Origin of the sequence: Halomonas sp. R57-5 (assembly GCF_900070345.1) — a bacterium.
GTDB lineage: Bacteria > Pseudomonadota > Gammaproteobacteria > Pseudomonadales > Halomonadaceae > Vreelandella > Vreelandella ventosae_B.
Window position 1 is genome coordinate 1,405,805 of the sequence record NZ_LN813019.1, and the last position, 26,182, is coordinate 1,431,986.

The following is a 26,182-nucleotide window of genomic DNA, read 5'->3' on the forward strand; positions in this document are numbered from 1 at the left end:
TTTCCTGCTATTTACGCTATACTGTACGGCTTGTTGAGTTTAATCGATTCAGCGCACCAGGTGTTTCATTCTTCTTCGTCGAGATAGGGTTTCTATGGCTGGAAATGCGCAGCAGCAGTCGCGTCTGAAGGAGTTGATCGCTCGAGGCAAGGAACAGGGTTACCTGACCTATGCCGAGGTCAACGACCATCTACCCGAGGATATCGCCGACCCGGATCAAGTGGAAGACATCATTGGCATGATCAACGACATGGGTATAAGTGTCGCTGAAGAAGCGCCAGATGAAGACACTTTGATGATGTCGGATCAATCCACGGACGAGTCCGCTGCGGAAGAGGCCGTAGCGGCCCTTGCCGCCGTGGAAAGCGATGTAGGCCGCACCACTGACCCCGTACGCATGTACATGCGAGAAATGGGCACGGTTGAGCTTCTGACCCGTGAAGGCGAAATTGAAATCGCCAAACGGATCGAAGAGGGCACCCGTGAAGTGATGTCGTCTCTGGCCTATTTGCCGGGTGCCGTCGCGTCCATTCTGGACGCCTACGACGCTACTCAGGATGAAGAAGCGCCAGGGCGTCTTTCGGATCTGTTTTCTGGTTTCATCGATCCCGATGAGGGGATCCCCGGTGTTGCCGAAGCAGAGGTGCCCGAACCGGAACCCGAATCCGAGCTTGAAGAGGATGTTGAAGGCGACGGCGACGATGAAGACGACGACTCCACGGCCAGCGAAGGCGGACCGGATCCTGAAGAGGCGCGTGCGCGTTTCGAGCAGATTCGCGAGCAGAACGCCTTGGTCGAAGCGGCGTTTGCTAAACATGGCCGCGGCAGTGCCGAGCTAAAAGCGGAACAAGCTCGTTTAGCTGTGCTCTTCTCGCCGATCAAGCTGGTACCCAAGCATTTTGAGCGCTTAGTCGGTCAAGTGCGTATCAGCGTTGAGCAGGTGCGTGCCCAAGAGAAAGCGGTCATGCAGCTGTGCGTGAAAAAAGCCAAGGTACCGCGCAAAACCTTTATCAAGTCGTTTCCTGGCAACGAGTCGCGTAAAACCTGGCTGGATGATTTCCAGGCAGCGCAGAGCAAGTACGCCGATCGCCTCGAGCCGCTACGCGCCGATATTGCCCGTGCCCAGCGTAAGATCGCCTTCGAAGAGGACATGGTGCAACTCTCGGTTGCCGATCTGAAAGAGGTGAATCGCAAGCTCTCGATTGGTGAAGCGAAAGCGCGCCGTGCCAAGAAAGAGATGGTTGAGGCCAACCTGCGCTTGGTAATCTCGATTGCCAAGAAGTATACCAACCGTGGTCTGCAGTTCTTGGATCTCATCCAGGAAGGCAACATCGGCTTGATGAAAGCGGTCGATAAGTTCGAATATCGCCGTGGCTATAAGTTCTCGACCTATGCTACTTGGTGGATTCGTCAGGCAATCACTCGCTCGATTGCCGATCAGGCGCGCACCATCCGTATTCCGGTGCATATGATTGAGACGATCAACAAGCTCAATCGCGTATCGCGCCAGATGTTGCAGGAAATGGGCCGTGAGCCGACGCCGGAAGAGCTCGGCGAGCGTTTGGAAATGCCAGAAGATAAAGTCCGTAAGGTGCTCAAAATCGCCAAGGAGCCGATCTCCATGGAGACGCCTATTGGTGACGACGATGACTCACACCTGGGTGACTTTATCGAAGATGGCACCATGCTGCTGCCCATTGATATGGCTACCGGTGAAGGCCTTATCGAAGCAACGCGTAACGTGTTAGGCGGCTTGACCGCCCGCGAAGCGAAGGTGCTGCGCATGCGTTTTGGTATTGATATGAATACCGACCATACGCTGGAAGAGGKGGGCAAGCAGTTTGACGTGACGCGTGAGCGAATCCGTCAGATTGAAGCCAAAGCGCTGCGCAAGCTACGTCACCCCAGCCGCTCAGAGCCGCTGCGTTCGTTCCTCGACGAGTGAATAACGTTAGCAGTGAATAGTGAGGGGTAAGTAGAAAGTAAAAAGCCCGCCGTTCTCAGAACGGCGGGCTTTTTACGTTAAGCAATGCAAAGGGCTATAGCGTGTAGTAGGTGGCGGAGCCAGGGCCAACAGGTAAGCCAAACACAAACACCCAAACGAAGAACAGCAGACTCCATCCAATCAGCATAAACAGCGTATAGGGAAGCATAAGAGCAACCAACGTGCCAATGCCCATATCCTGCCGGTAACGGGTTGCTACAGCGAGGATCAGGCCAAAGTAGCTCATCATCGGGGTGATCAGATTGGTGACTGAATCACCGATACGATAGGCTGCTTGAATGACCTCTGGTGCGTAACCCATTAACATTAACATGGGGACAAAGATGGGAGCCGTCACCGCCCACTGCGCCGAGGCGCTGCCCAGCGACAAATTGACGAATGCACACATAATAATGAACAGAGCAAACAGGCCGGGGCCGCGTAGTCCGAGAGACTCCAGCAGATCCGCACCAGCAATCGCGGTCACGGTACCAAAGTTACTCCAGTTAAACAGCGCTACGAACTGAGCAGCGAAGAACACCAGGACGATGTATAAGCCCAGACTGCTCATGCTTTTAGCCATGGCGTTTACCACGTCGCGGTCATTGTGCATGGTGCCGGCTAGGCGGCCATAGACAAAGCCTAATAGAGTGAATGATACCGCTACAATCACAACGATTCCGCGTAAAAACGGTGAGCCGCTTATCAGCCCCGTTTCAGGGTTGCGCAGTATTCCACTCTCAGGCACTACCATCACGGCAACCAGCACGACTAATGCCAGCGCTGCTAAGCCGGTGCCTTTTAAGGCGCGTTTTTCCGTTGATGAAAGTTCTCCCATATTTTGCTGGTCAATGTCGTTATCGGCGTAGGCAGAATCAAATTTACCCAGCTTGGGTTCTACGATGCGCTCGGTGACCAGTCCACCAATCAGCGTCACAAAGAACGTGCTGGCAAACATAAAGAACCAATTGGCCTCTGCGCCGACGACATAAGCAGGGTCAAGTAGCCGGGCCGCTTCCTGGGTAATGCCTGAAAGTAATGGGTCAACTGTGCCGATTAGCAGGTTAGCGCTGTATCCCCCAGAAACACCACAGAACGCAGCAGCTAGGCCCGCAAGGGGATGCCGTCCCAGTGAGTGGAATATCATAGCGGCAAGTGGAATCAGTACAACATAACCAAGCTCTGCAGCCATATTAGACATAATGCCTGCAAAGACTACTGCGTAAGTAACAATTCGGGGGGAGCGGTTGAGCACTAAGGCGCGCATGCTCGCGGAGAGCAGTCCCGAATGCTCGGCAACGCCTACGCCCAGCATAGCCACCAACACGGTGCCAAGTGGGGCGAAGCTAGTGAAATTAGTGACCATTTCGGTGACCAGTCGGCGTAAACCTTCGGCATTTAGTAAAGAGTTCACGGCGATCCACTCGCCCTCATTGGCGGGTCGTGGATCGGCTACTGAAACCCCCAGTGCAGCCGCAATACCGCTGGCGATAACCACTAATACGCAAAGTATTGCAAACAGTGTGACGGGATGAGGAAGCAGGTTACCTAGCCACTCAACGCTATCTAGAAAACGGGTGAAAAAACCACGCTGCAGGTTTTTTTCATCTTGTTTGGTTTTATTCATAAGGTTTATGTCGTCAATGTAAGAGTTTTTGGTAAAAGATATGGCGGTGAAGCATAGCGAGCGACACTACGTTGAAGCGCAGCGGGTCGCAAACGGCTTTTTGCATAACGAGATTTGAAAAATGAAACGCCGTCTTGCCAAGCAAAGACGGCGTGTGTAGCTGATTACATGGGGGGCAGCAAGCAGGTATGGGCTTTACAACGCCGTCTGCCGGGCTTGATAAACGCGACGGGCCAGTAGCAGTAGTTCCAGGGTGGCGATCAAAATTAAGCTATAACCAAGCAGCTCAACCACTTCTTCAGCGACGCTCTTAAAGGTTCCCGAGTAGCTGTCTTCAAGAATGGCTTGCCAAAACTCCTGCCGTCCATATAAGCGTGAGAAAATATAGGTGGTCAGCACGCCGGCTGTAAAAAGACCAAAGGCGAAGGTATTGCTGTAATGGGCGAACTCCTCCAGAAAGCGTTGGCGTTGTTTAATCACCCAAAAGAGCGTGGGGAGAATAATCAGTGCAACAAGCACTTTCCAGGTGTCTTCAGCGACATAGTTGTCTAAAAAGTGATCCTGCTCACGCACCAGAGAGGCGGCCACAAACGCCAGCAGTAGTAGCGTGATGGTGGGCCAAACTTTAAGCACTTGGCGAATATAAATCAGCATCGCACAGCAGGTGGCCAGCACCAGGGTCTGGGTAAACTCGGTAAAGCCTAACTCAGAAAACCGAACTGAGGGTAAATAGAGCGCTTCAAAATAGGCACCTTGGGTAATCGCGCCGACAAACAGCACGTACAGCACTGCACGTCCTAAGATGGTTCGAAATCCGATAGGCCAGGGAGGGGAGGAAGACATACCAACATCCTTTGTGGGTAAGCAGCGTAGCTACTACACAATTTTGCAATGACATGTGCATATAAAAACATGCAGGGTTGAATGTTCATTATATCGTCACAGTTATGTGTTGGCACGTCGATATTGCGGTTAATCACTCGACGTTTGGTCATCGGCGCTGCAAAGTGTCCCATAGGCAGGTAATAACAGTGTTGTGAGGCGTAATAGACATGGCTATTAGTGTGTTTGATCTTTTCCGAATTGGCATCGGGCCATCGAGTTCCCATACTGTGGGCCCGATGCGCGCGTCGCGAGATTTTGCCTTGGCGCTTGGCGATACCCGCGTTACCCGACTGGTGGTAAGGCTTCATGGGTCACTTGCCGCCACCGGGGTGGGCCACGGTACCGATCAAGCCGTCATCATGGGGCTGATGGGCGAAGCACCAGAAAGTATCGATCCAGACACGATTACGTCGCGGTTAAAACAACTTGCCGAAGGCGAGCCGCTGTTGTTGGCCAATGGCCAACAGATCGCTTTTGACGCTCATAACGATGTCGAATGGGATGAGGCCTGTTTGCCGTTCCATCCCAATGCCATGGTGCTAAGCGCCTATTGTGATGATGCGTTGGTCGCGACCAATACCTTTTACTCCCTTGGCGGCGGCTTCTATGTCGATCAAGCCAAGGCAGATCAAGGCGAGGTTGGCGAAGACGCTACTGAACTGCCTTACCCCTTCAATACGGCGGCTGAGCTGCTCGCGCTATGTCGCCAGCATCAACTGCGTATTAGCCAACTGATGCTTGAAAATGAGAAGGCTTGGCGTAGTGAATCGGCCATTCGCGAAGAGCTGCTAACCATTTGGCACGCCATGAGCGACAGTATTGAGAATGGCCTGCGTGCGACAGGCCATTTGCCCGGTGGGTTAAATGTGCGTCGTCGAGCGCAACTGCTCCACCAGCAGTTGCTTCATCCGCCGAAAAATCAGCGGCTGATTGTGTCGAGTTTTACCGTGATGGATTGGGTCAATGTGTTTGCGCTGGCAGTGAATGAAGAGAACGCCGCCGGGCGGCGCATGGTCACCGCCCCGACCAACGGTGCTGCAGGCATCGTACCCGCCGTCTTGGCGTACTACTTGAAGTTTGAACCCGACGCCAGCGAGGCCGATGTGGTCGATTTTCTGCTGACTGCCGGGGCGGTAGGCATTTTATGCAAAAAGAACGCCTCCATTTCCGGTGCAGAGGTGGGCTGCCAGGGTGAAGTTGGCTCCGCTTGTGCTATGGCGGCCGCTGGGCTTGCCGAAGTGCTGGGCGGCACGCCGGGGCAAGTGGAAAATGCCGCTGAGATCGGCTTGGAGCATAACCTCGGGTTGACCTGCGACCCGGTAGGCGGGCTTGTGCAAGTTCCCTGCATCGAGCGCAATGCAATTGCCTCCGTCAAAGCAATCAATGCTGCACGAATGGCGCTGCACGGCGATGGCGAGCACTTTATATCGCTGGATAAAGTGATTCGTACCATGCGTGATACCGGCCGCGATATGCAGGACAAATACAAAGAGACTTCCAAGGGCGGGCTCGCGGTCAATGCTATCGAGTGCTAGGCAAGCGGATTGCTGGGTAGCAGGGTGTCTATATTAGCGACCAGGTAGTCGACCAGTTGGCGGATTTTGGGTGACAGGTGGCGGTGGCGAGGGTAAACCGCCCAGACGGCGGTATCGTGATGCTGAAAGGGCTCAAGCACGGCCACTAGCTCGCCGCTGGCCAAGTAGGGGGCAACGTAGTAGTCCGGTAGTTGCGCAAGCCCCAGCCCCTTGCGCGCCGCGTCTAGCAGCGCTGGCCCGGAATTGCCCGACCAGCACCCCTCGACACGCACTTCACGGCGTTGGCCGTTGACTTCAAACAGCCAGTTGGGCCGTGAGCCAATCAGGCAGCGGTGCTGGCTAAGTTCCGCCAAGGTGTGGGGGCGCGGCGCCTGGCGGAAGTAGCTCTGTGAGCCGACGATATACTCACGGCGGTCACATAGGCGTCTGGCGATCAGGCTTGAATCCTTTAATACGCCCATCCGAATGGCAATATCGTAGCCCTCTTCAATGAGTTCTACTGGTCGGTTAGTGAAGTGCATATGAACGTCCAGCTGCGGATGCAAACACTGAAAGTCATTCACCAGTGGGGCGATAAAGCGCTCGCCAAAGGTCGTGGCCGAGGTCAGTTTAAGTAGCCCGCTAGGCTTGGCCTGGAGTTCGCTAAGCGCCTGCTCGGCATCCCGCAGCCCATCAAATAGATGGCGGCAGTGTTCCACGTAGGTAGTCCCCGCGTCGGTTAAGCGAATTTGACGGGTGGTGCGATATAGCAACTGAACACCTAGCTGATTTTCGAGCTGGCTAACCAAGCGGCTAATATGCGAGGTCGATACCTTTAGGTGGCGGGCCGCAGCAGAGAACGTGCCTAAACGCACCACCTCCACAAAGGCTTCGATACGGCTCCAGTGCTGCATGCTAACTCCCTGGGTTGATAGTAATTGTTGCTGTGTGGCAATAATCTTATGAGTGTATCCCGGTTTATCAAGAGCGCCTAGCTGGCCTACACTGCTAGCATCGCTAGCCTATCAATGGAGCCTTGTGCTTATGTCTATATCTTTATCTCAGTGGTCTCGCGGTGCGCTAGCAGTGGCCGTGGGCGCTGGCTGGGCAGTTAGTGCTCAGGCAGAGCTACCCACCCAGCAGCAGGAGCAGGCGCCAGGCTGGTTTCGCATGATGGTTGGGGAGTATGAGGTAACCGCGCTGTACGATGGCCATACGGCTATTGATACCTCCTTGTTAAAAGGCATGGAGCAAGAAGAGATTCTCCGCCACTTGGATGCGCTATTTATCGATGCAGAGAGTGGCATGCAAACTGCGGTCAATGCCTTTCTTATTCACACTGGCGAGAACCTTGTGCTGGTTGATGCCGGCTCAGCTGCCTGCTTTGGCCCCTCGTTAGGTCAGGTGGAGAGTAACCTGCGCGCTTCTGGCTACTCGCCGGAGGATGTCGACACGGTGCTGATGACCCATCTGCATCCTGACCACGTGTGTGGTTTGGCCAATGAGGAGGGCGAAGCGGTTTATCCCAATGCTGAGCTGCGAGCGAGTCAAGCCGATGCCGATTTTTGGCTGGATGAAGAGCGTGCGGCTGCGGCGCCTGAAGCCAATCAACCCTTCTTTACCATGGCTCAAGAGGCGGTAGCGCCTTATCAGGAAGCTGACCGTTTCAACCCTTTTACGGCCGGTGATGAAGTGCTGATGGGTATCGTTGCCCAAGATACCCATGGCCACACCGCCGGACACTCAAGCTTTATGCTCAATAGCGATGATGACGCCATGCTGGTATGGGGTGATGTGGTGCACAGCTACGGTGTTCAATTTGCTGACCCTACTGTGGCCATTGAGTTTGATTCTGACCCCGAGCAGGCCATTCGCACCCGGGAAAGCGTGCTCGAAAGCGCGGTTAAAGATAAACACTGGATAGCTGGTGCCCATATGCCTTTCCCTGGCATTGGTCATATCGTAGAAGATGAAGAGGGCTATCGCTGGCTGCCGATTGAGTTTGGCCCAGTGGCTACTGACGAGTAACGCCTTAGTTTTTGTTTTTGAAGTAATGAACATTTAGGAGTCAAAATGAAGTCACGCGCAGCTGTTGCATTGGAAGCGGGTAAGCCGCTTGAACTGGTCGAGATTGATGTCGAAGGCCCGAAGGCGGGGGAAGTGCTGGTTAGAATGGCCGCTACGAGTGTTTGCCATACCGATGCTTACACGCTCTCCGGTGCTGATCCCGAAGGTAATTTCCCCGCTGTCTTGGGCCATGAAGGTGCAGGCGTGGTTCAGGAAGTAGGCGAGGGCGTCACTAGCCTTAAGCCAGGCGACCACGTCATTCCGCTCTACACCGCCGAGTGCGGCAAATGTAAATTCTGTTTGTCGGGTAAAACCAACCTGTGTGGCAGCGTTCGCGCTACTCAAGGTAAAGGGGTAATGCCCGACGGTACCTCGCGTTTCTCACTCGATGGCAAAATGCTTCATCACTATATGGGCACCTCCACGTTCAGCGAGTACACAGTGTTGCCTGAAGTCTCGCTGGCGGTGGTTTCCAAAGAAGCCCCCATGGATAAGATCTGCCTGCTGGGCTGCGGCGTAACCACTGGTATCGGTGCGGTGCTCAATACTGCCAAAGTAGAGCCGGGCGCCACGGTGGCAGTGTTTGGTCTCGGGGCTATCGGTTTGGCCGTCATTCAAGGTGCGGTAATGGCCAAGGCGGGGCGTATAATTGCTATCGACGTCAACGCTGATAAATTCGAGCTGGCCAAGCAGTTTGGCGCCACCGACTTTGTGAACCCGAAAGAGTATGCTGATCCGATCCAGCAGGTGATTGTCGATATGACCGACGGCGGCGTCGACTACTCTTTTGAGTGTATCGGCAACGTTAACGTGATGCGTTCGGCGCTAGAGTGTTGCCATAAAGGCTGGGGCGAATCGATCGTGATTGGTGTAGCCGGGGCTGGCGAAGAGATCTCCACACGGCCGTTCCAACTGGTCACCGGGCGGGTCTGGAAAGGCTCTGCTTTTGGTGGCGTAAAAGGGCGTAGCGAACTGCCGGGCTACGTTGATCGTTATATGAACGGCGAAATCAATATCGATGATTTCATTACCCACGATATGCCGTTTGAGAAAATCAACGAAGCGTTTGAGTTACTGCATGCGGGTAAGAGCATTCGTGCCGTGCTGCATTACTAGGTTCTACAAGGCTAAGTGCCAGGGCAGGTTGAAGCGAGGGTCTTTTGACAGGGATGTCAAAAGTAGCGCCCACGGATGGGKTCACAGCGCCCTCGCGGAAACCTGCCCTGGCACTCCGCTATAGGGAGTTTTACAGGCAGTCATTTGCCCTGTGCATTACTAGGCCCAGCATTATTAAGTAGTATAGGAAGCACGTTTAAAACGCTAAAACGCGGTAGGGTGGACCTGCCGCGTTTGCTGCATTTAAAGGAACCTGCCCATGAGCATGAGTGAAACTCTAGAACTGGTGTCTGCCAACCGTAGTTTCGGTGGCTGGCATAAGCGCTACCGCCACTACTCCCGTGCGCTGGATTGCGACATGATCTTCGCCGTTTACTTGCCGCCCCAGGCGGAAAACGAGCGCGTACCGCTGCTGTGGTGGCTCTCGGGGCTGACCTGTAATGACGAAAATTTCATGCAGAAAGCCGGTGCTCATCGTATCGCTGCTGAGTTGGGGGTGGCCATCGTTTGCCCTGACACCAGCCCACGGGGAACCGATTTGCCCGGCGAGCATGAGAGTTTTGATTTAGGCTCTGGGGCCGGGTTTTACGTCAACGCCACTGAGTCACCGTGGAAGTCACATTACCGCATGTACGATTATGTGATTGAGGAGCTGCCTTCCGTGGTGCGCCAGCACTTTCCGGTCAATGGCCGTGAATCGATTAGCGGCCACTCCATGGGGGGGCATGGTGCATTGATTCTAGCGCTGCGTCATCCTGGGCGTTTCCGATCGGTATCGGCGTTTTCGCCAGTGGTCAACCCGATGAACTGCCCTTGGGGTCAACAGGCGTTTAATGCCTATCTGGGGGATGATCAGTCACGCTGGCGCCAGTACGATGCCTGCGAACTGGTGGCCAACGGTGCATCCCGCCAGCGGCTGTTTATCGACCTGGGGGAAGCAGATCAATTCCTGGAAGAGCAGCTTCAGCCAGAGCGTTTAGAGGCCGTTTGCGAACAGTACGATCATCCGTTAACGCTGCGCCGTCAGCCGGGTTACGATCACAGTTACTTCTTTATTGCCTCGTTCATTGAGGATCATCTGCGCTATCATGCAGACCMCCTCATGAAGCGTTAAGGATAACGGGATGCTCAATCGCTCGCTGCGCCGTTTTATGCGTCTGCTTTGGCGGATTGTTTGGCGCGGCGTGTTAGCGTTTGTGCTGCTGTCAGTCGCGCTGGTACTACTGTTTCGCGTCGTTCCTCCACCGGGGTCGATGGTGATGGTCGAGCGCAAAATTCAGAGCTGGATCCATAGCGAACCGATTCGTATACAGCGCGAGTGGCGAGGTTGGGATTCGCTCTCTGTAAATGCCAAACTGGCAGTGATTGCCTCAGAGGATCAGCGCTTTCCGCATCACAGCGGGTTTGATCTTGTCGAATTGCGCCGCGCGTGGCAGGCCAGCCAAGATGGTGGGCGGCTGCGGGGTGCCAGCACCTTGACTCAGCAAACGGCTAAAAACGTTTTTCTGTGGACAGGCCGCAGCTGGACGCGGAAGGGGCTGGAGGCGTGGTTTACGCTACTGATTGAGATACTCTGGAGCAAGCAGCGTATTCTGGAGGTCTATCTTAATGTCGCCGAGTGGGATCGCGGTGTCTTTGGCTTAGAGGCCGCTGCTCAGCACTATTTCGGCGTCTCTTCCAGTTCGCTAACGGAGCGCCAGGCAAGCCTTCTTGCGGCTATTTTACCCAGCCCGTTAACGCGCAGTGCCTCCCGGCCCGATGCCCAGGTTGAGCGACGAAGCCAGTGGATACGCCAGCAAATGCGCAATTTAGGTGGTGCGGACTATTTAGAGCACCTCTAGTCATATTGAGCGTCGTCAATTTCTGCCAGTGCTTCCAAGTTTGGGTAAGCGAAGTAATAGCCTTGCTGCATAGGAATGCCCAGTGTTAGCAGGCAACGCGACTCCTCGCGGGTTTCCACGCCCTCAGCAATCAGCTGTGTTCCCAATGTATCTGCTAACGCCACCAGGCTGCGTAGTATGGCCTGGCGGCGTTTGTCGCGGTCGCACTCCATGACTAAATCGCGATCGATTTTCAGCGTATCGGGCCGCAGGTCGGTCAATAGATCGAGATTGGCATAACCGTTACCAAAATCATCCAGCGAGGTGGTAAAGCCCATCTCGCGATAGCTCTCAATAATTCCTCGCATATGCATGCGGTCTTTGACCCGCTCGGTTTCGGTAATTTCGAAATTGAGCCGCTCGGTGGGCCAGCCAACACGGTGCGCCGCTTCCAGGGTGGCTTGAATGCACGCCTGTGGCTCATAAACGGCATTGGGCAGAAAATTGATAGAGAGCCGTTCCCGCATGCCAAGAGCGCTTGCCAACTCAATGGCTTTGATGCGGCAAGCCTGATCAAAGCGGTACATCAACTCATCGGTCACCTGGCCAAGTATTGAAAAAGCGGTTTCACCGTTAGGGCCGCGTACTAATGCTTCGTAGTAAACAACTTGCCGCTGGCTGACATTGACGATCGGTTGAAACGCCATGGTAAATGCAAAAGGTACCGGGGAGTCGCAACGGTTACAGTGTCCGTTCACCCTGGCACAGTGGTGTTGTGCTGACATGTTTATCCAAGCCCTGGTCTACAACTATCGTTAATTATAAAAATCGCGTTATCGTCTAATTGCCATTACTACCCCAGTGATGGCAACCAACATCCCCACAAGCCCTAGCAAGGGAAGACGCTCGTCAAATAGCCACCATGCCTGCAGCGCAGTGACCGGTGGCACTAGATAAAAAAGACTCGCGACCCGCGAGGCCTCCCCCTTTTTGATCAAGGCCATGAGTAACAGAATAGCGGCAATTGAGAGAATCAACACCAGCCAGCCCAGGGTCAGCACAAAGGTGCTGCTCCACTCCACCTGACGAGTCTCAAATAGCAGCGCGCCTATCCCCAGCAGAGCACTCGCCGCCAAGTATTGAATAACTGCTCCGGAAAGCAGCGGCATGCTGGTGCAGTATCTTTTTTGATACAGCGTACCTAAGGAGATGCCGATCAACGCAGCGGTAACACACAGTAGAGCGCTAACCCCGAAACCATCAAACAGCGATTCACCAATCTCTAGCTTACTGCCAAGCACTAAACTGATGCCTATAAGGCCCAGCCCTAGTCCCAGCCATTGGCGCCATGAGAGCTGCTCGCCTAATAAAGGCCCGGCGAAGGCGGCGGTCAGCAGTGGCTGGAGCCCCACCAGTAATGCCGCTAAACCGGCGGGCATACCTAGGTAAATGCCATAGAAAACGCCACCTAAGTAAGCGCCGTGGACTAGAAAACCTGATACAGCGATGTGTGTCCATAACCTGGGTGATGAAGGCCAAGGGATACGCATCACTACGACCAGGGGAATCAGCAGCAGTAGCGTGAGGACAAAGCGAATAAACAAAAACGTAAAGGGTTCTGCGTAAGGCAGACCGAACTTGGCGCCGATAAAGCCGGTGCTCCAAAGCAGAACAAAAAGTACGGGCATTGCGGTCAGCCCCGCCGATGATAGACTTTTCTGACGTAAGCTTTTGAATATATTAGTCATTTAATTTCCGTGGTGGCGTGTTGGATCCGGTTTTTAGATACATTTTGTTCTTTTTGTTACTAACTTTTACATAATAAATTGAACCTGGCTGAATACGGCGCGTCACAGTGAGCACATACACAACGCAATATTGAGGTTTTTTCTATGCAACGTATGACTGCCCTGTTCTCCGCCGCCCTGCTTGCCACTGGTCTGATGGCTTCTACTGCCCACGCCCAGCAAGAACAAGGCGCTGAGCAAGATCCGATGGCGACCCAGCAAGCAGCACCTGCCCAGGATTTTTCTGACGATCAGCTCCAGCAGTTTGCCGATGCTTCTCAAGAGATTGCGGTTATTTCTCAGGAATATACCCAGCGTCTGCAGGAAGCAGAAGATGAGTCAGCACAGCAGGAAGTGCGCACTGAAGCCAACGACCGCATGATCGAAGTGGTCGAAGACAGCGGCCTAGATGTTGATACCTTCAACGCTATCGGTCAATCTATTCAGCAAGATCCAGAAATGATGCAGCGTGTTCAGGAAATGGCTGAACAGTCCTAAGTCATATCGCTGCAAATAATTGATGTCGTTTTGAATGAAGTAATGTTCATTTATCGGCGTTAATATCAGCATGGCTTCGGCCAACAAAGCCCGGTGCATAACTGCACCGGGYTTTTTTTCATTTTGCCGGGGACAGTTTTATTATGCTGGGTGGGGTTTACCTAACTTAKCCTTCCCGCCACACTTTAGGTTATATAACCCGATACGCTCGAGGAGTCCGTATGGATGTCGAACTACTAGAAATACGCCAGCATATGGGCCGGTTTCCGCCTTTTGATGGGCTGTCGGATGATCTTCTCGATGCCATTGCTGAGCAGGTGGAAGTGAGCTACTTCAAAACCGGCAGCACTATTTTAGCGCTAAACGATACACTCAATGATCTGTGTTATATCCGCAGTGGCGCTGTGGAGGTCTATCGCAGCCAGGGGGAGCTATATAACCGTTTAGGTGAAGGCGATATTTTCGGCCATTTCAGCCTGTTGCGGAATCATAAAGTGCGCCTTCCTGCGAAGGCGATTGAAGATACCTTGCTCTACTTTATCCCTAAGGCGGTCTTCCAAAAGCTGTGCGATGAGGATGAGCATTTTGCTGATTTTGTCGAGTTAGAGCGACCACGGCTAGAGAGCGCCGCCGAGCAGCAAAAGAAATCCAATGACATGATGGTCACGCGGATACGCAAACTGCTAACTCGCTACCCGGTGATGGTGGAAACGTCTACCAGCGTTCAGCACGCCGCGCAGCAGATGAGTACAGCTCAAGCTTCCGCGCTGCTGGTAATAAAAGAGGGTAGCGACAATCCGCGCTACAGTTTTAAGGATAGCGAAGGCCAGACTTGGCAGATGTGTGGGATTTTAACCGACAGTGATTTTCGTACTCGGGTGGTGGCCGAGGGGCTGTCGCCGCATACCTCGGTCGGTGAGGTGGTCTCCTCGCGGCTCATTACCGTTCAATCGGATGCGTCTGTTTATGAAGCCATGTTGACGATGTTGCGCAGTAACGTGCATCACCTGCCCGTGCTGTATCGTCAGCGACCGGTGGGGGTGGTGCACCTCTCGGATATTATTCGCTATGAGACCCATAGCGGCCTCTATCTGGTCAGCAATATCTTTAATCAGTCCAGCGCCCAGGGCCTGGCGCGCTTAGCGCCGGATGTGCGCGCGGCGTTTGTGCGCATGGTACAAGAGGGCGCTAACTCACAGATGGTGGGTAGTGCGCTCTCTACCATCGGGCGCAGCTTTACGCGCCGGTTGCTGGAAATGGCCGAAGTAGAACTCGGCCCGCCGCCGGTGCCCTACTGTTTTATGGTCAATGGCTCCATGGCGCGCAATGAGCAGAGCATTGTCACTGACCAGGATCATGCGCTGATTCTCTCCGACGAGTTTGACCCTAAACTGCACGATGATTATTTTTACGCCTTGGCAAAAATTGTTAGCGATGGCTTGGACGCCTGCGGCTATACCTACTGCAAAGGCGATGTGATGGCAACCAACGCTCAATGGCGTCAGCCGCTCAGCGTTTGGAAGGGCTATTTCCAGGATTGGATGGCCAACCCCACGCCCGAACGGCTGCTGCACAGCTCGATTTTCTTTGACCTGGATAGTTGCTACGGCGAAGACCTCTATGTCGAAACGCTGCAAGATTTGATTGCCGAGACAGCGCCAAAATCACCGCTGTTTTTAGCCGCCATGGCGCGTAATGCCTTAAACCGTACGCCGCCGCTGGGGTTTTTCCGCACCTTTGTGATGGAACAAGATGGCAAGCACAACAACTCCATCAATTTAAAACGCCGCGGTACGGCGCCAATGGTGGATTTGGTGCGTATTCACGCCTTGGCCTGCGGCTCCAAAGCGCAAAACTCCTTCCAGCGCTTAAATGACATCAGCAAGACCCAGCTCTTGGCGAATGGTATGAGCGACAAGCTTAACTATGCATTTGAGTTCTTATGTATGTCGCGGATTCGCCATCAAATGATTGATCTGCAAGAGGATCGTCTGCCGGATAACAATATCGAGCCTGAAAACGTTGCGGATAGCGAACGGCATACACTCAAAGACGCTTTCCAGGTGTTGAGCAACGCGCAGAAGTTTCTCAAGTTCCGTTACCCCATGCCCGCACATCGGCAGGGGCGTTAATATGCGCGGTATACGCCCACGTCAAAAAATCACCCAGGCCGACTGGCAGGGCTATATGGCCCAGCGGGCGCAGCAGGCGGGTAATCCTGCGCTTCAGCAGTTTTTTAGCACCTCGTTACCAGATCCGGAAACGCCCATTTCTGAGGTGCCCATGGTGGCGCTGGATATGGAAACCACCGGGCTGGATGAGCGGCGACACGCGATTGTCAGTATTGGCGTCGTACCCTTCACGTTAAGCCGTATCAAGTTGGCCGAGCGGCGCTATTGGGTCGTCAAGCCGCCCAGGCCACTTGATGAAGCCTCGATTGCTTTCCACCATATTACCCACTCGGAGATCGCCCAGGCACCGGATCTAGAGGAAATCCTCGATGAGCTGCTGGCCCAGCTAGCGGGGCGATTGGTGGTCGTGCATTTTCGTAATATCGAACGACCCTTTTTAGATGCAGCGGTTAAAGCCCGCCGTAAGGAAGGGGTGTTGTTTCCTATGATTGATACCATGTCGCTGGAAGCGCGGCTGCACCGCCAATCGCTATGGGCACGTTTTCGCCGCTGGCTGGGCCGTCCACCGGTTTCCATCCGCCTGCATGCTAGCCGTGAACGCTACGGTTTGCCTGCTTATCAAGGGCATCACGCCTTGGTGGATGCGTTGGCGACCGCAGAGCTTTTACAGGCGCAAATTGCCACCCACTATCGGCCTGACACGCCTTTAAAAGATATGTGGTGTTGAAGGCTATCTATCAACATACCAACAAAAAACGGGCAACCCAGTGGGTTGCCCGTTTTACTTACTCGCTAGGTTTAAACCAGAAGGTCGGTTTAAAACAGCGCTAGACCGCCTTGGGTTCGCTCATCAGTCCCTTGATGATGGCATAGCAGGCCACCAGCAATATGATGGTGAACGGGAAGCCGGTGGAGACGGCCATGGTTTGCAGCGCGGTCAAGCCACCACCGAGCAGCAGGGCAATGGCAATCGCGCCTTCAATGATCGCCCAGAACACACGCTGTGGCGTTGGTGCATCGACCTTGCCGCCCGCGGTAATCGAGTCGATAACCAGCGAGCCGGAGTCAGAAGAGGTGACGAAGAACACGATGACCAACACAATGGCGACGAATGAGGTGATTTGCGATAGCGGTAGCTGCTCTAACATAATGAATAGCTGCAGATCGACACCCGCATCACGTACGGCTTCGATGCCCTGACTCACATATTGGTCGATCGCTGTGCCACCAAAGGTGGTCATCCATAGTACTGATACTGTCGACGGAACCAGCATGACCGAGACCAGAAATTCACGCACGGTGCGGCCACGGGAAACCCGCGCGATAAACATACCGACGTACGGAGACCAGGAGATCCACCAGGCCCAATAGAAGGCTGTCCAGCCCTGGCTAAAGTTGGCGTCTTCACGGCCAAAGGGATTCGATAGCGCAGGTAGATGAACCGCATAGTTCCACAGGTTTTCAAAGAAGCCTGTGACAATCATCAGGGTAGGGCCAACCGCAATCACGAAGAACAGCAGTATTGCAGCAAGAACAATATTGATTTTGGAGAGCAGTTGTACGCCCTTATCAACGCCCGCAATGATCGAGCAAATGGCAATCATCGTAATGCCGATGATCAACAGGATCATGGTGATATCACTTTCCGGCGCGCCAAACAGGTACGTCAAGCCCGCTGCAGCCTGTGTGGCACCTAGCCCTAGAGAGGTCGCCAAACCAAACAGCGTGGCAAATACCGCCAGGATATCGATCACATGACCCGGCCAGCCCCAAACACGTTCCCCCAAAATCGGGTAGAACACCGAACGCATGGAGAGCGGCAAGCCCTTATTGAACGAGAACAACGCTAGCGAAAGCGCCACTACGGCATAAATCGCCCAGGGGTGCAGGCCCCAGTGGAAGATGGTTGCGGCCATAGCTAACGCTTCAGCACCAGCGGCATTGCCTTCCGCGCCGGCTAACGGTGCCCAGCTGCCGCCGTCAAATGAAGTGCCAAAGTGGGTCAGCGGTTCATTGACACCGAAGAACATCAGGCCAATGCCCATACCCGCGGCAAACAGCATTGAGAACCAACCCATATAGGTAAAGTCAGGTTTGGCATCGGCGCCACCAATGCGGATTTTACCTAATGGGGAGAAGATCAGGCCAATGCATAAAATAACGAATATATTCGCCGCTAGGATAAAGAACCAGGCTAGGTTGCCGGTCAGAAAACTGAAAATGGCGTCGTATATAGGCGCAATCGTATCTTGCAGCGCCAGGGTTAGCACCACAAACAGCAACACGACGATTGCTGAAATGCTAAATACCTTGCCATGCAGGTCAAGATTGAGACCCATGGTGTTGGTGGTGATGTTGTCTTGGCCGATGACATAATCGGTATCAATCAGATTCGCCGGGCCATCTGGAGCAGGTATGCCCTCAGAGACCGGCTCTTCAGGGGGACGTTTATCGTCGTGGTTATCCACAGGTGCCTCTCTTTTTTAATAGCAGTATGCTGAACAGATACATGCCGATCAAAGGGATCGTTATAACGACAACAGAGGGCCGAAGCCCCCCGTTGTACTGCCTACATGGATCGATTAGCTATTGAGCCACTGCTCAACGACGTCCTGATTATCTTCAACCCACTGTTTTGCGTTCTCATAGGGGTCGCTGCCATCTTCCTGATTCATCAGCATGACTTCGCCCATCTGCTCAGGCGTCCACTCGAAAGCGTCGAGAATGGCATAAGCTTCCGGCATGTCATCTTCCAAGCCGTCGCGAACGACCGTATGGATCTGCTCTGCMCCGCCATAGACATTTTCCGGATCTTCCAGATATTTGATGTCGAAGCGAGCAAACATCCAGTGAGGCGTCCAGCTAGTAACAACGATATCTTCTTCGTTATTGATCGCACTCGCCAGCGCCGCTGTCATGGTGGCACCGCTGCCGCTGCGCAGGTCTAGATCAAGGTCATAGGTATCCACAACCTCTTCAGTGAGGCTCATCAGGCCTGCACCGGGGTCAATACCGATGATCTCGCCATTAAACTTATCGGCGTTATCGTTAAGGTCGGCAATGGAGTCGACGTCGGTGTATTCAGGTACCACGAGACCCAGCTTGGTGCCGTCCAGGTTTTGGCCGAGATCTTCAACATTATCACCAACGCGTTCCATATAATCGGCGTGGGTGGTTGGCAGCCAAGCAGCAACGATGGCATCCGCATCGCCAGTGGAGAGCGCCTGGAACATGGCAGCTGCTGAGAGTGACGTTAGATCAACCTCATAGCCTGCTTGCTCAAGTACCGCGGCAATCACGTTAGTGGAAGCCACTTCGGAAGACCATTCAACGTAGGCCAGGTTAACCGTGCCTTTCTCTTCTTCAGCTTGCGCCGCACTGCTAACGGCAACACCGGCACCCGCTAACAGTGCTAGTGAAGCAAGACGGATACGGAGGTTCAATGTGCGATGTTTCATTCACTTTCTCCCTTGGGTATAAATTTTAATGTGGTAAATGCTTGCTGCTCAATACAGCATGGATAGCCAGAAGCGACTTAGCAAGCACGTGACTCAACGCTGCCGCTTCTGTTGCTTTGCTTTATTTGCGGGTTTTGCGTAGCGATTGCGTTAAACGATCCAACAGCATCGCCAATATAACCACCGCAATACCCGCTTCGAAGCCATCGCCCGGGCGCAAGCGTTGAATCGCGCGCCATACTTCGCTGCCCAAACCATCGGCACCAATCATGGCGGCGATGACCACCATGGAGAGGGCGAGCATAATCGTCTGGTTGATACCCGCCATTACCGTGGGTAGTGATAGCGGTAGCTGCACTTTAACCAGTTTCTGGCCACGGGTGGCGCCGTAGGCATCGGCGGCCTCGATTAGCTCCACCGGCACTTGACGAATGCCCAGCGTGGTAAAGCGAATAGCGGGGGGCATCGAGAAGATCACCGTAGCAAAAATCGCCGAGACCGAGCCAATCCCAAAAAACGGAATAGCCGGAATCAAATAGACGAACGCGGGCATGGTCTGCATAAAGTCCAGAATCGGCATAATCACCCGGTAAAGCCGATTAGACAGCGCCGCAGCAATGCCGACCGGTAGCGCGATAACGATCGCCACCAGGGTAGCAAACACCACCAGCGTAAGCGTTTCAATCATGGGCTCCCACAGGCCCAGGTTCCAAATTAATGCTAAGCCTGCGATGGCCCCAATAGCTAAGCGAGTGCCGCCTAACCGCCAACATAGCAGGGCAATCAGGCCTAGCAGCGCCCATTCAGGTAGCCAAAAAAGGCTACTGTTTAAAGTATCAATGCCGGTTTGGGTAAAGCGGGAAATGCCGCGGGTAACCATGGAGAATTCGCTGGTCAACCAAGTTAGGCCGCTTTCAATCCAATCACCTAGCGGGATGCGTGGGATCTCCATTATTGCTCTCCTGCTCGTGCCAGTTCGTCGAGTACTGCGCCTTTTACCACTACGCCAAGTAGCTGCTCCTGCTGATCAATGACGGCAATGGGGAAGCTCTTTTCACTAAACATGGCAAACAGGTTATGCAGTGGCTCATCCATGGGGACTTTGCGGAAGTCCTGGGTCAAGTAGGGAATAATCGAATCGGCACCCTCTTCAATCGCCCGGCTGGCAGCATCGGCCTCAAGTAAGCCAAGTAGGCGCCGGTTGCGGTCAACCACATAGATAGAGTCGATAGCATGGTCACGCATACGGTGTAACGCCGTACGCGGCCCGTCGCTTTCGCGGGCGGTGGAGCGCAGAGGCCGCATGGCACTTTCAGCGGTCAAAATACGCGCCCGGTCAACGCCTTCGATAAAGCGTCGCACGTAGTCATCCGCAGGCTTGGTGAGAATTTCTTCCGGCGTGCCGATCTGCACCACTTCGCCATCTTTCAGTAGCACGATACGGTCGCCAATATTGAGCGCCTCATCCAAATCGTGGGTGATGAAGACCGTGGTCTTTTGCATTTTGGATTGCAGTTGCAAAAGCTCTTGCTGCATATCTTTGCGAATCAGCGGGTCGAGCGCGGAGAAAGCCTCATCCATTAACAGTACAGTGGCATCGTTTGCCAGAGCGCGGGCCAAGCCAACACGTTGCTGCATGCCGCCGGAAAGCTGGTTGGGATAGGCGTCTTCCCAACCTTCCAGACCCACTTGCTTGAGTGCATCATGAGCAATTTTGTGACGCTCCGTTTTCTCTACGCCGCGAATTTCCAAACCGAACTCGGCATTTTGCTGCACAGTGCGGTGGGGAAATAGCGCGAAGTTTTGAAACACCATAGAGAAGTGGCGGCGGCGACACTCCAGCAGCGCTTTTTCCTTCAGCGTTGGAATGTTTTCACCGTCGATAATGATCTCACCTTCGGTGGTCTCAATCAGACGGTTCAGGCAGCGGATCAAGGTCGATTTGCCTGAGCCCGATAGCCCCATGATGACTAAAAGCTCGCCTTCATAGACATCAAACGAAATGTTGGACAGCCCCAGCGTTTGGCCAGTTTTCTCCAGAATTTCGGGGCGTTTCATTCCCTGGTTACGAAGCTCAATGGCTTTATCTGGTTGTTTGCCAAAGACTTTACTTAATCCACGTACTTTAATTTTGACCGGTCGTGTTTCGTCCATCGGCGATGCCTTTATGTTGAGCAGAATAAGTTGAACAGAATGGGCGTGTGTCGTTGCTACGCCATTCATAAAGAAATAAGAGATTGAGTCGGATAATTTATTAAAAATTATTATACATAGGTAGGCACTGTGTGTCACAACGGCTCGCTCAACGGGGAAATTAACGCTACATGTGTCATTTTTTACCCACCCTAGGGGGTGTGTTATACGCCCATAGCGGCATGCGATTTTATTTATAAAATATTGATTTTATTTGTTTTTATTTTTTTATGGTTTGTTTGGCACGTAAAGTGAATTAGGTTTCACGTAAGCAACATTTTATATGTATAAGGCTGGTTTGCGATTATCCAGTTAGATGTTCAGAAACATTCAGTGTTAGTAATGGAGGTGGGTATTATGGACAAGCAACATGACCGCATTGAGAGTAAGCAAATTTCCAATCGCCCACGCTGGATAACACTATGCATGATGGCGACGGCAGCAAGTGTTCTTGTACTCGCCGGTTGCGGCGACAACGAAGAGACTGCACCGCCTGCAGAAGAAGCTGCACCGCTAGAGCAAGACGCCACCAGTCAGCCTGAATCAGGCCAGCCAGAGTCAGGCATGAGTGAAGAGCCTGCGATGGAGCAAGATCCAGGTTTGGGAGAAGAACCGGCTACAGAAGGCAGTATGTCGTCTGAAAGTACGTTGCCCGAAGACACCATGGATGAGCCTGCAGAAGGTACCATGAATCCTGACGAAGATGAGCCAGGTTTTGGTGAAGGCACCGATCCTATGCCTGGTGCTGAAGATGATGAAAATTCAACCAGTAATTAATTAGTTAACTGTTTTTAAGTAACTTTTTTCAGTAACTGTTCTGAGTAAGTGTACCGCTCCCTACGATGGTAAATCGCCTCAGCTGTTTGTTCCCTGCGGCTGCTCCACACGGTTTACCATCCTTTCCACCCCCGCGCCCGCGGGGGTTTTTTTTGGCTGAGCGTCAGGTTGTGCCGCTTTACGGTTTATATCTGCGGTTACTCTTCGCTGTCTTCTAAGCGACGATAGAGCGTCCTGCGGGCAATGCCTAGTACTTCAGCTGTGCGTCGCTTATTGCCACCGGTTGCTTCTAATACCTTGTTAATATAGCGCTTTTCGACTTCCTCTAAGCTGGGCCAGCGGATCGGTGGGGGCGATGGGATTTGGCCACCAGCCAACACTTCGCCGCGCACTGCAGGCACTAAAGGCGTACCCGCTTCTACCGTTGATTGTTCGCGCAACCGCTCGGGTAAGTCTTTATGGCTGAGTGAGCCATCTTCGCTCAGGGTAACCGCCCGCATAATGGCATTTTCCAGTTCGCGAACGTTACCGGGATAGGCGTAGTTGAGCAGGTTGTTGAGTGCTTCCGGCTCGATTTGCTCTATCTGTTTACCCTGTGCCTCTGAGTGCTTATCGATAAGGGCAAACACAAGGTGCTCGATATCGGTACCGCGCTCGCGGAGCGGGGGGATACGTAGCGAGAACGTCTCTAAGCGGTAGAACAAATCACTGCGGAAGTTCTCCTGCTCGATCTCTTTTTCCAGGTTACGGTGAGTCGCGGCGATAATACGCACATCCACCGGCTCTTCGCGTTCGCCACCCACTGGGCGAACGGTTCGCTCCTGCAGGGCCCGAAGCAGTTTAGCCTGCAGGTTAATCGGCATTTCACCAATTTCATCTAAAAACAGGCTGCCGCCCTGGGCGCTATGAAATAACCCTTTGCGCGCTTCGTTAGCACCGGTAAAGGCGCCTTTCACATGGCCGAAGAACTCGCTTTCCATTAAATCCGCGGGAATGCTGGCACAGTTGACCGGCACAAATGGCTGGTCATTGCGTGGGCTTTCCTGATGAATGGCGCGGGCAAGTAACTCTTTACCGGTGCCGCTTTCACCTAAAATCAGGATAGGGGCATCACTTTTGGCCAGGCGTGAGGCGTCATGAAACAGCGTCTGCATGACCTGGCTTTTACCTACGATGCCGTGGAAGTGGCTGATATCAGCATCGTGGGAAACCGCCAAGCGTTGGCGTTCCAGCACACGAAATACCGCATCACGGATAGCATCAAGGTCGAGCGGCTTGGTTAAAAAGTCGTCAGCGCCAAGCTTTAGTGCCTCGACCGCCTGGTCGATGGTGCCGAACGCGGTAATCACAATAATGCCCAGCTCGCTGCCTACTTGGCGGAGCTGCTGGAGCAGCTGAATGCCGGTCATACCCGGCAAGCGCACATCGGTAATCACCAGTGAGACGGTGGTGTGGCTGAGTAAGGCGATCGCCTCTTCAGCGCTAGGTACGCCGAGCGTTGTGTAGCCTGCATCCTGCAGTTCTTCTTCCAGCAACTCGCGTATAGCGGCGTCATCTTCCACCACCAACAAAGGTAAAAGGGGGTCCTGTTGGGTCACAAACGTTGTCCTCACGCGGATGCGGTTTCACTAATAGGTAGCGTAATCTCAAATCCAGCGCCGCCAAGGGCGCTGTCAAACACGCCGATCGTACCGCCGTGGTCGTTAATAATGCGATGTACCATAGAGAGCCCCAAACCGCTGCCTTGGCCAACCGGTTTGGTGGTGAAAAATGGGTCGAACACTTTATGGTGATGGGCGGCGGGAATCCCCGGGCCATCATCTTCCACCCACAGTATCAATTCGTGTTCCTGCTGCTGGGCGTGCACCCGAATGCGGCTTACTTCAGGGGCCTGCGCTGCATTGCGCAGCAAATTGGTCAGCACCTGCACAATTTGTTGGCCGTTGGCGAGTAAGTTGGGTGTCGGCGACGGTAATTCAATGTCTAAACAAATATTGCGTGGCTCTAACTCGTCTTCAACCAAACCACTGGCACTCATAATAAGCTGATCAAGCGCCAGTTCGCCTTTCTCTACGTTATGTTGGCGGCCTAATTCCATCAATTGGCGCACAATTTCAACGATGCGTTCCACCTCGCCACGAATACGCCCCAATCGTGCGCGTTCGTCGTCGCCAATCACATCGCGTCGAGCAAGGCGCTGAGCCTGGCCGTTAATCACCGTTAGCGGAGCGCCTATCTCGTGGGCAACCCCCGCCGCCAGAACGCCCAGTTCAGCCAGTTTCTTCGATTTACGCAGACGTTTTTCAAGCTCAATTTCGCGCCGTTGACGATTCTCGATCTCGTGGTCTTTCTCGGCCATCGCATCCAACATGCCATTCAAACCGGAGGCGAGGTGGCGGTATTCGATAGGGCCGTCTTCGGTGGCGCGTTGGCTACGATCACCTTTTTCAACCAACTGCATCACGTGGAGTAGCCGGTTCAGCGGGCGCTCAATATGGCGGCGAAACCCCCACCAAATACTAAATACGATCCCGGCCGCGCCAATCACAAACACCAGTACGGCCACAATGCTGATAAAGCCAGTGTAGTTCTCAATACCGGTATTTAACCGGTTCACCTGCAGCACACCGTATACAGTGCCATCCTGTGATCGCAAGGGTGTCAACGCAGAGTAGTAATTCCAACCCTCGTGTTGTCGGTAATTGCTATATAAGTCGTCACGTTCAATGACTTGCTGGATCTCTTCGCGGGTGAAAATATCTTTGCCAAGGCCTAACCCGTAAATATCCCGCCCGTCGGTATCGAAGACATAAGCACCATAAATACGATGGAACGAGAACGCCGACTGCAGCGCTTCTTCAAGGGGCGTGTTGCTATCCGGCGTAACCGCATAGCTGAGTGAAGAGCTCAGAGTGCGGGTAATAATTTCAACTTCCGTTTGTAGCTTCGAGCGTACGTTATCCTCAAGCGACTTGATCGCCACTAAGCTAAATACCACCAGGATGACAAACAGCGGCACAATCACCGTTAAAATAATCAAATTGCGTAATCGCATGGGGCATCCATGGTGGCATTAAGACGTTTGAGTATCAGCGAGTGAACAGGGGCTGCTAATCGGTTGGCGCTAGACGATACAAGCCACCCTGAGGGGCGTCAGTGAGCAGGTAAATAGCATCATCAGGGCCTTGGCGAACATCCCGGATCCGGCCTACTTCGCCTTGTAAAATAAGCTCTTCTTCGGCGACGCGGCCATCTTCCAGGCGCAGACGCAGTAGCTTCTCGCTACCTAGCCCACCGGCTAATAAGTTGCTCTGCCACTCGCCGAATGCATCGCTGGTCACTTCAGCAAGCCCGGCAGGCGCAAAGCGGCCTTCAAAGACGTACACCGGGTCAACCATCCCAGGCACTGAGTCTTCACCAATCGGTTCATTGGTCGCGTAATCATTGCCCTGGCTGACGTTAGGCCAGCCATAATTATTGCCTGCTTCGATATGGTTCAGTTCGTCGCCAGTACGTGGGCCATGCTCCGATGCCCAGGCTTCGCCGTTACTGAGTACGGTCATGCCTTGAATATTGCGATTACCCATGGAGTAAATTTCATCCAGAGTGGTGTCATCATCTACGAAGGGGTTGTCGTCGGGTACGCCGCCCGTGGCGGTAAGGCGCAGGGTAGACCCTGCATGGTCATCGCTGGCCTGGGCGCGGGGTGGTTCACTGCCGCGGTCACCAATACTCATGAGTAGCGTGCCGTCGGGCAGCCACGCCAACCGTGAGCCGTAGTGGCGGCCAGGCCCAGAGGCGCGATCCTGCTCGAATAAGTGTTCGACCTCGCCCAGCTCATCGCCCTGCCATTTTACCCGTGATAGCGCTGAACGGCTGTTATTACCATCGGGCTTGCTCCAGGTGAAGTAGATCCAATCGTTGTCGCCTCCGCCGTTTCCCCCTTCAAAATCGGGGTGCAACACTACGTCTAACAGGCCGCCCTGGCCCCGAGTGCTTACTTCCGGCATGCCTTCCAGCGTAGGGGTTTCACCGCTTTCTGGATCGACAAGTTTCAGCTGCCCGCTGCGCTCGCTCACCAAGTAGCGGCCATCGGGTAGAAACGCCACCGCCCAGGGGTGTTCAAAACCTTCGGCAACACGCTCAATGGAAAGCGTTAGATGGTCGGTTTCCAGTGATTCCTGGACGACTTCCGCATTTGCCGTGTTAATAGCGCTCGCTAGCACTAGCCCACTGAACCCCGCCAAAACCGCTGGGCTCAGCCGGAGGGGAGTATGATGGCGCTTGTTGATAGACAGCATAGCGTGGCCTCTGGTGATATTAA

Annotated in this window: 22 protein-coding genes; 10 read left to right on the forward strand and 12 right to left on the reverse strand. The window is 53.7% G+C overall.

Annotation, left to right across the window (positions count from 1 at the left end; all coding sequences use genetic code 11):
- The first annotated feature begins 94 nt into the window (after positions 1 to 94).
- Positions 95 to 1,945 carry an RNA polymerase sigma factor RpoD gene (rpoD, locus tag HALO_RS06390; protein WP_050713197.1) on the forward strand — a complete coding sequence of 617 codons (1,851 nt, stop codon included), beginning with the start codon at positions 95 to 97 and terminating at the stop codon, positions 1,943 to 1,945.
- 94 nt (positions 1,946 to 2,039) lie between these two features.
- Here the strand turns inward: rpoD and HALO_RS06395 are convergent, their stop codons facing one another.
- Both HALO_RS06395 and HALO_RS06400 read right to left on the reverse strand, forming a co-directional pair.
- Positions 2,040 to 3,611, reverse strand: coding sequence for an AbgT family transporter (locus HALO_RS06395; RefSeq protein ID WP_035585062.1), 1,572 nt, complete (start codon positions 3,609 to 3,611; stop codon positions 2,040 to 2,042).
- A gap of 195 nt (positions 3,612 to 3,806) precedes the next feature.
- Entirely contained in the window at positions 3,807 to 4,454 is a 648-nt protein-coding gene (locus HALO_RS06400) for a hypothetical protein (RefSeq protein WP_035585059.1), read from the reverse strand.
- A gap of 209 nt (positions 4,455 to 4,663) precedes the next feature.
- Between HALO_RS06400 and HALO_RS06405 the strand changes: the two genes are divergently transcribed.
- On the forward strand, positions 4,664 to 6,031 hold the full coding sequence (locus HALO_RS06405; RefSeq protein ID WP_035585056.1) for an L-serine ammonia-lyase: 1,368 nt from the start codon (positions 4,664 to 4,666) through the stop codon (positions 6,029 to 6,031).
- Here the strand turns inward: HALO_RS06405 and HALO_RS06410 are convergent.
- Entirely contained in the window at positions 6,028 to 6,924 is an 897-nt protein-coding gene (locus tag HALO_RS06410; RefSeq protein WP_035585053.1) for a LysR family transcriptional regulator, read from the reverse strand. The genes HALO_RS06405 and HALO_RS06410 overlap by 4 nt on opposite strands.
- Positions 6,925 to 7,054: 130 nt before the next feature.
- On the opposite strand from HALO_RS06410, the gene HALO_RS06415 reads away from it, so the two are divergent.
- The 4 genes from HALO_RS06415 (at position 7,055) to mtgA (ending at position 11,034) form a co-directional block, all read left to right on the forward strand.
- The gene (locus tag HALO_RS06415; RefSeq protein WP_035585050.1) at positions 7,055 to 8,038 is read left to right on the forward strand and encodes an MBL fold metallo-hydrolase; all 984 of its coding nucleotides are present in this window, start codon (positions 7,055 to 7,057) and stop codon (positions 8,036 to 8,038) included.
- Between the two features lie 45 nt (positions 8,039 to 8,083).
- Positions 8,084 to 9,193: an S-(hydroxymethyl)glutathione dehydrogenase/class III alcohol dehydrogenase gene (locus tag HALO_RS06420; RefSeq protein WP_035585046.1), complete on the forward strand. Its 1,110-nt coding sequence runs from the start codon at positions 8,084 to 8,086 to the stop codon at positions 9,191 to 9,193.
- 259 nt (positions 9,194 to 9,452) lie between these two features.
- On the forward strand, positions 9,453 to 10,307 hold the full coding sequence (gene fghA, locus HALO_RS06425) for an S-formylglutathione hydrolase (RefSeq protein WP_050713198.1): 855 nt from the start codon (positions 9,453 to 9,455) through the stop codon (positions 10,305 to 10,307).
- Between the two features lie 10 nt (positions 10,308 to 10,317).
- Entirely contained in the window at positions 10,318 to 11,034 is a 717-nt protein-coding gene (gene mtgA / locus HALO_RS06430) for a monofunctional biosynthetic peptidoglycan transglycosylase (RefSeq protein ID WP_035585042.1), read from the forward strand.
- Here mtgA and HALO_RS06435 read toward each other — a convergent pair.
- Together HALO_RS06435 and HALO_RS06440 are read right to left on the reverse strand one after the other, a co-directional pair.
- Positions 11,031 to 11,798 (reverse strand): EAL domain-containing protein, encoded by a 768-nt coding sequence (locus HALO_RS06435; protein ID WP_442905716.1) that lies wholly within the window; start codon positions 11,796 to 11,798, stop codon positions 11,031 to 11,033. The genes mtgA and HALO_RS06435 overlap by 4 nt on opposite strands.
- A 48-nt stretch (positions 11,799 to 11,846) precedes the next feature.
- Positions 11,847 to 12,761 (reverse strand): DMT family transporter, encoded by a 915-nt coding sequence (locus HALO_RS06440; RefSeq protein ID WP_050713199.1) that lies wholly within the window; start codon positions 12,759 to 12,761, stop codon positions 11,847 to 11,849.
- Positions 12,762 to 12,905: 144 nt separating this feature from the next.
- Here HALO_RS06440 and HALO_RS06445 point away from each other — a divergent pair, with 144 nt between their 5' ends.
- The 3 genes from HALO_RS06445 to HALO_RS06455 all read left to right on the forward strand — a co-directional run bounded on the left by HALO_RS06445 (position 12,906) and on the right by HALO_RS06455 (position 16,157).
- Positions 12,906 to 13,298, forward strand: coding sequence for a DUF4168 domain-containing protein (locus HALO_RS06445; RefSeq protein ID WP_035585033.1), 393 nt, complete (start codon positions 12,906 to 12,908; stop codon positions 13,296 to 13,298).
- Positions 13,299 to 13,519: 221 nt separating this feature from the next.
- Positions 13,520 to 15,430: a DUF294 nucleotidyltransferase-like domain-containing protein gene (locus tag HALO_RS06450; protein ID WP_035585031.1), complete on the forward strand. Its 1,911-nt coding sequence runs from the start codon at positions 13,520 to 13,522 to the stop codon at positions 15,428 to 15,430.
- Between the two features lies 1 nt (position 15,431).
- Positions 15,432 to 16,157 (forward strand): 3'-5' exonuclease, encoded by a 726-nt coding sequence (locus HALO_RS06455; protein ID WP_035585028.1) that lies wholly within the window; start codon positions 15,432 to 15,434, stop codon positions 16,155 to 16,157.
- Between the two features lie 100 nt (positions 16,158 to 16,257).
- On the opposite strand, the gene HALO_RS06460 is transcribed toward HALO_RS06455, so the two are convergent.
- The 4 genes from HALO_RS06460 to HALO_RS06475 form a co-directional block, all read right to left on the reverse strand.
- On the reverse strand, positions 16,258 to 17,898 hold the full coding sequence (locus tag HALO_RS06460) for a BCCT family transporter (RefSeq protein ID WP_050713200.1): 1,641 nt from the start codon (positions 17,896 to 17,898) through the stop codon (positions 16,258 to 16,260).
- 114 nt (positions 17,899 to 18,012) lie between these two features.
- Complete coding sequence (locus tag HALO_RS06465) at positions 18,013 to 18,888, reverse strand: glycine betaine ABC transporter substrate-binding protein (protein WP_035585026.1); 876 nt, start codon at positions 18,886 to 18,888, stop codon at positions 18,013 to 18,015.
- A gap of 121 nt (positions 18,889 to 19,009) precedes the next feature.
- A complete protein-coding gene (locus tag HALO_RS06470; protein ID WP_035585024.1) occupies positions 19,010 to 19,840 on the reverse strand; it encodes an ABC transporter permease in 831 nt (276 codons plus the stop codon).
- Positions 19,840 to 21,042, reverse strand: coding sequence for a quaternary amine ABC transporter ATP-binding protein (locus tag HALO_RS06475; RefSeq protein WP_035585021.1), 1,203 nt, complete (start codon positions 21,040 to 21,042; stop codon positions 19,840 to 19,842). Before HALO_RS06475 ends, HALO_RS06470 begins: the two co-directional genes overlap by 1 nt.
- A gap of 396 nt (positions 21,043 to 21,438) precedes the next feature.
- Here HALO_RS06475 and HALO_RS06480 point away from each other — a divergent pair, with 396 nt between their 5' ends.
- On the forward strand, positions 21,439 to 21,858 hold the full coding sequence (locus HALO_RS06480; protein WP_231896815.1) for a hypothetical protein: 420 nt from the start codon (positions 21,439 to 21,441) through the stop codon (positions 21,856 to 21,858).
- Between the two features lie 197 nt (positions 21,859 to 22,055).
- On the opposite strand, the gene HALO_RS06485 is transcribed toward HALO_RS06480, so the two are convergent.
- Genes HALO_RS06485 through HALO_RS06495 form a run of 3 tightly spaced genes read right to left on the reverse strand, consistent with a single transcriptional unit; the run spans position 22,056 to position 26,159 of the window.
- Positions 22,056 to 23,456: a sigma-54-dependent transcriptional regulator gene (locus tag HALO_RS06485; protein ID WP_035585016.1), complete on the reverse strand. Its 1,401-nt coding sequence runs from the start codon at positions 23,454 to 23,456 to the stop codon at positions 22,056 to 22,058.
- Positions 23,457 to 23,467: 11 nt separating this feature from the next.
- Complete coding sequence (locus tag HALO_RS06490) at positions 23,468 to 24,913, reverse strand: ATP-binding protein (RefSeq protein ID WP_035585013.1); 1,446 nt, start codon at positions 24,911 to 24,913, stop codon at positions 23,468 to 23,470.
- A gap of 55 nt (positions 24,914 to 24,968) precedes the next feature.
- The gene (locus HALO_RS06495; protein WP_035585011.1) at positions 24,969 to 26,159 is read right to left on the reverse strand and encodes a PQQ-dependent sugar dehydrogenase; all 1,191 of its coding nucleotides are present in this window, start codon (positions 26,157 to 26,159) and stop codon (positions 24,969 to 24,971) included.
- Between the last annotated feature and the right edge of the window lie 23 nt (positions 26,160 to 26,182).

Excerpts from the sequence above, each read along its gene's own strand:
- HALO_RS06495 (WP_035585011.1), bottom strand. The coding sequence starts at position 26,159 with ATGCTGTCTATCAACAAGCGCCATCATACTCCCCTCCGGCTGAGCCCA.
- HALO_RS06455 (WP_035585028.1), top strand. The coding sequence starts at position 15,432 with ATGCGCGGTATACGCCCACGTCAAAAAATCACCCAGGCCGACTGGCAG.
- HALO_RS06410 (WP_035585053.1), bottom strand. The coding sequence starts at position 6,924 with ATGCAGCACTGGAGCCGTATCGAAGCCTTTGTGGAGGTGGTGCGTTTA.
- HALO_RS06405 (WP_035585056.1), top strand. The coding sequence starts at position 4,664 with ATGGCTATTAGTGTGTTTGATCTTTTCCGAATTGGCATCGGGCCATCG.
- HALO_RS06440 (WP_050713199.1), bottom strand. The coding sequence starts at position 12,761 with ATGACTAATATATTCAAAAGCTTACGTCAGAAAAGTCTATCATCGGCG.
- HALO_RS06400 (WP_035585059.1), bottom strand. The coding sequence starts at position 4,454 with ATGTCTTCCTCCCCTCCCTGGCCTATCGGATTTCGAACCATCTTAGGA.
- HALO_RS06480 (WP_231896815.1), top strand. The coding sequence starts at position 21,439 with ATGGACAAGCAACATGACCGCATTGAGAGTAAGCAAATTTCCAATCGC.
- HALO_RS06420 (WP_035585046.1), top strand. The coding sequence starts at position 8,084 with ATGAAGTCACGCGCAGCTGTTGCATTGGAAGCGGGTAAGCCGCTTGAA.
- HALO_RS06475 (WP_035585021.1), bottom strand. The coding sequence starts at position 21,042 with ATGGACGAAACACGACCGGTCAAAATTAAAGTACGTGGATTAAGTAAA.
- HALO_RS06415 (WP_035585050.1), top strand. The coding sequence starts at position 7,055 with ATGTCTATATCTTTATCTCAGTGGTCTCGCGGTGCGCTAGCAGTGGCC.
- HALO_RS06490 (WP_035585013.1), bottom strand. The coding sequence starts at position 24,913 with ATGCGATTACGCAATTTGATTATTTTAACGGTGATTGTGCCGCTGTTT.
- HALO_RS06450 (WP_035585031.1), top strand. The coding sequence starts at position 13,520 with ATGGATGTCGAACTACTAGAAATACGCCAGCATATGGGCCGGTTTCCG.
- HALO_RS06445 (WP_035585033.1), top strand. The coding sequence starts at position 12,906 with ATGCAACGTATGACTGCCCTGTTCTCCGCCGCCCTGCTTGCCACTGGT.
- HALO_RS06395 (WP_035585062.1), bottom strand. The coding sequence starts at position 3,611 with ATGAATAAAACCAAACAAGATGAAAAAAACCTGCAGCGTGGTTTTTTC.
- HALO_RS06470 (WP_035585024.1), bottom strand. The coding sequence starts at position 19,840 with ATGGAGATCCCACGCATCCCGCTAGGTGATTGGATTGAAAGCGGCCTA.
- HALO_RS06435 (WP_442905716.1), bottom strand. The coding sequence starts at position 11,798 with ATGTCAGCACAACACCACTGTGCCAGGGTGAACGGACACTGTAACCGT.
- mtgA (WP_035585042.1), top strand. The coding sequence starts at position 10,318 with ATGCTCAATCGCTCGCTGCGCCGTTTTATGCGTCTGCTTTGGCGGATT.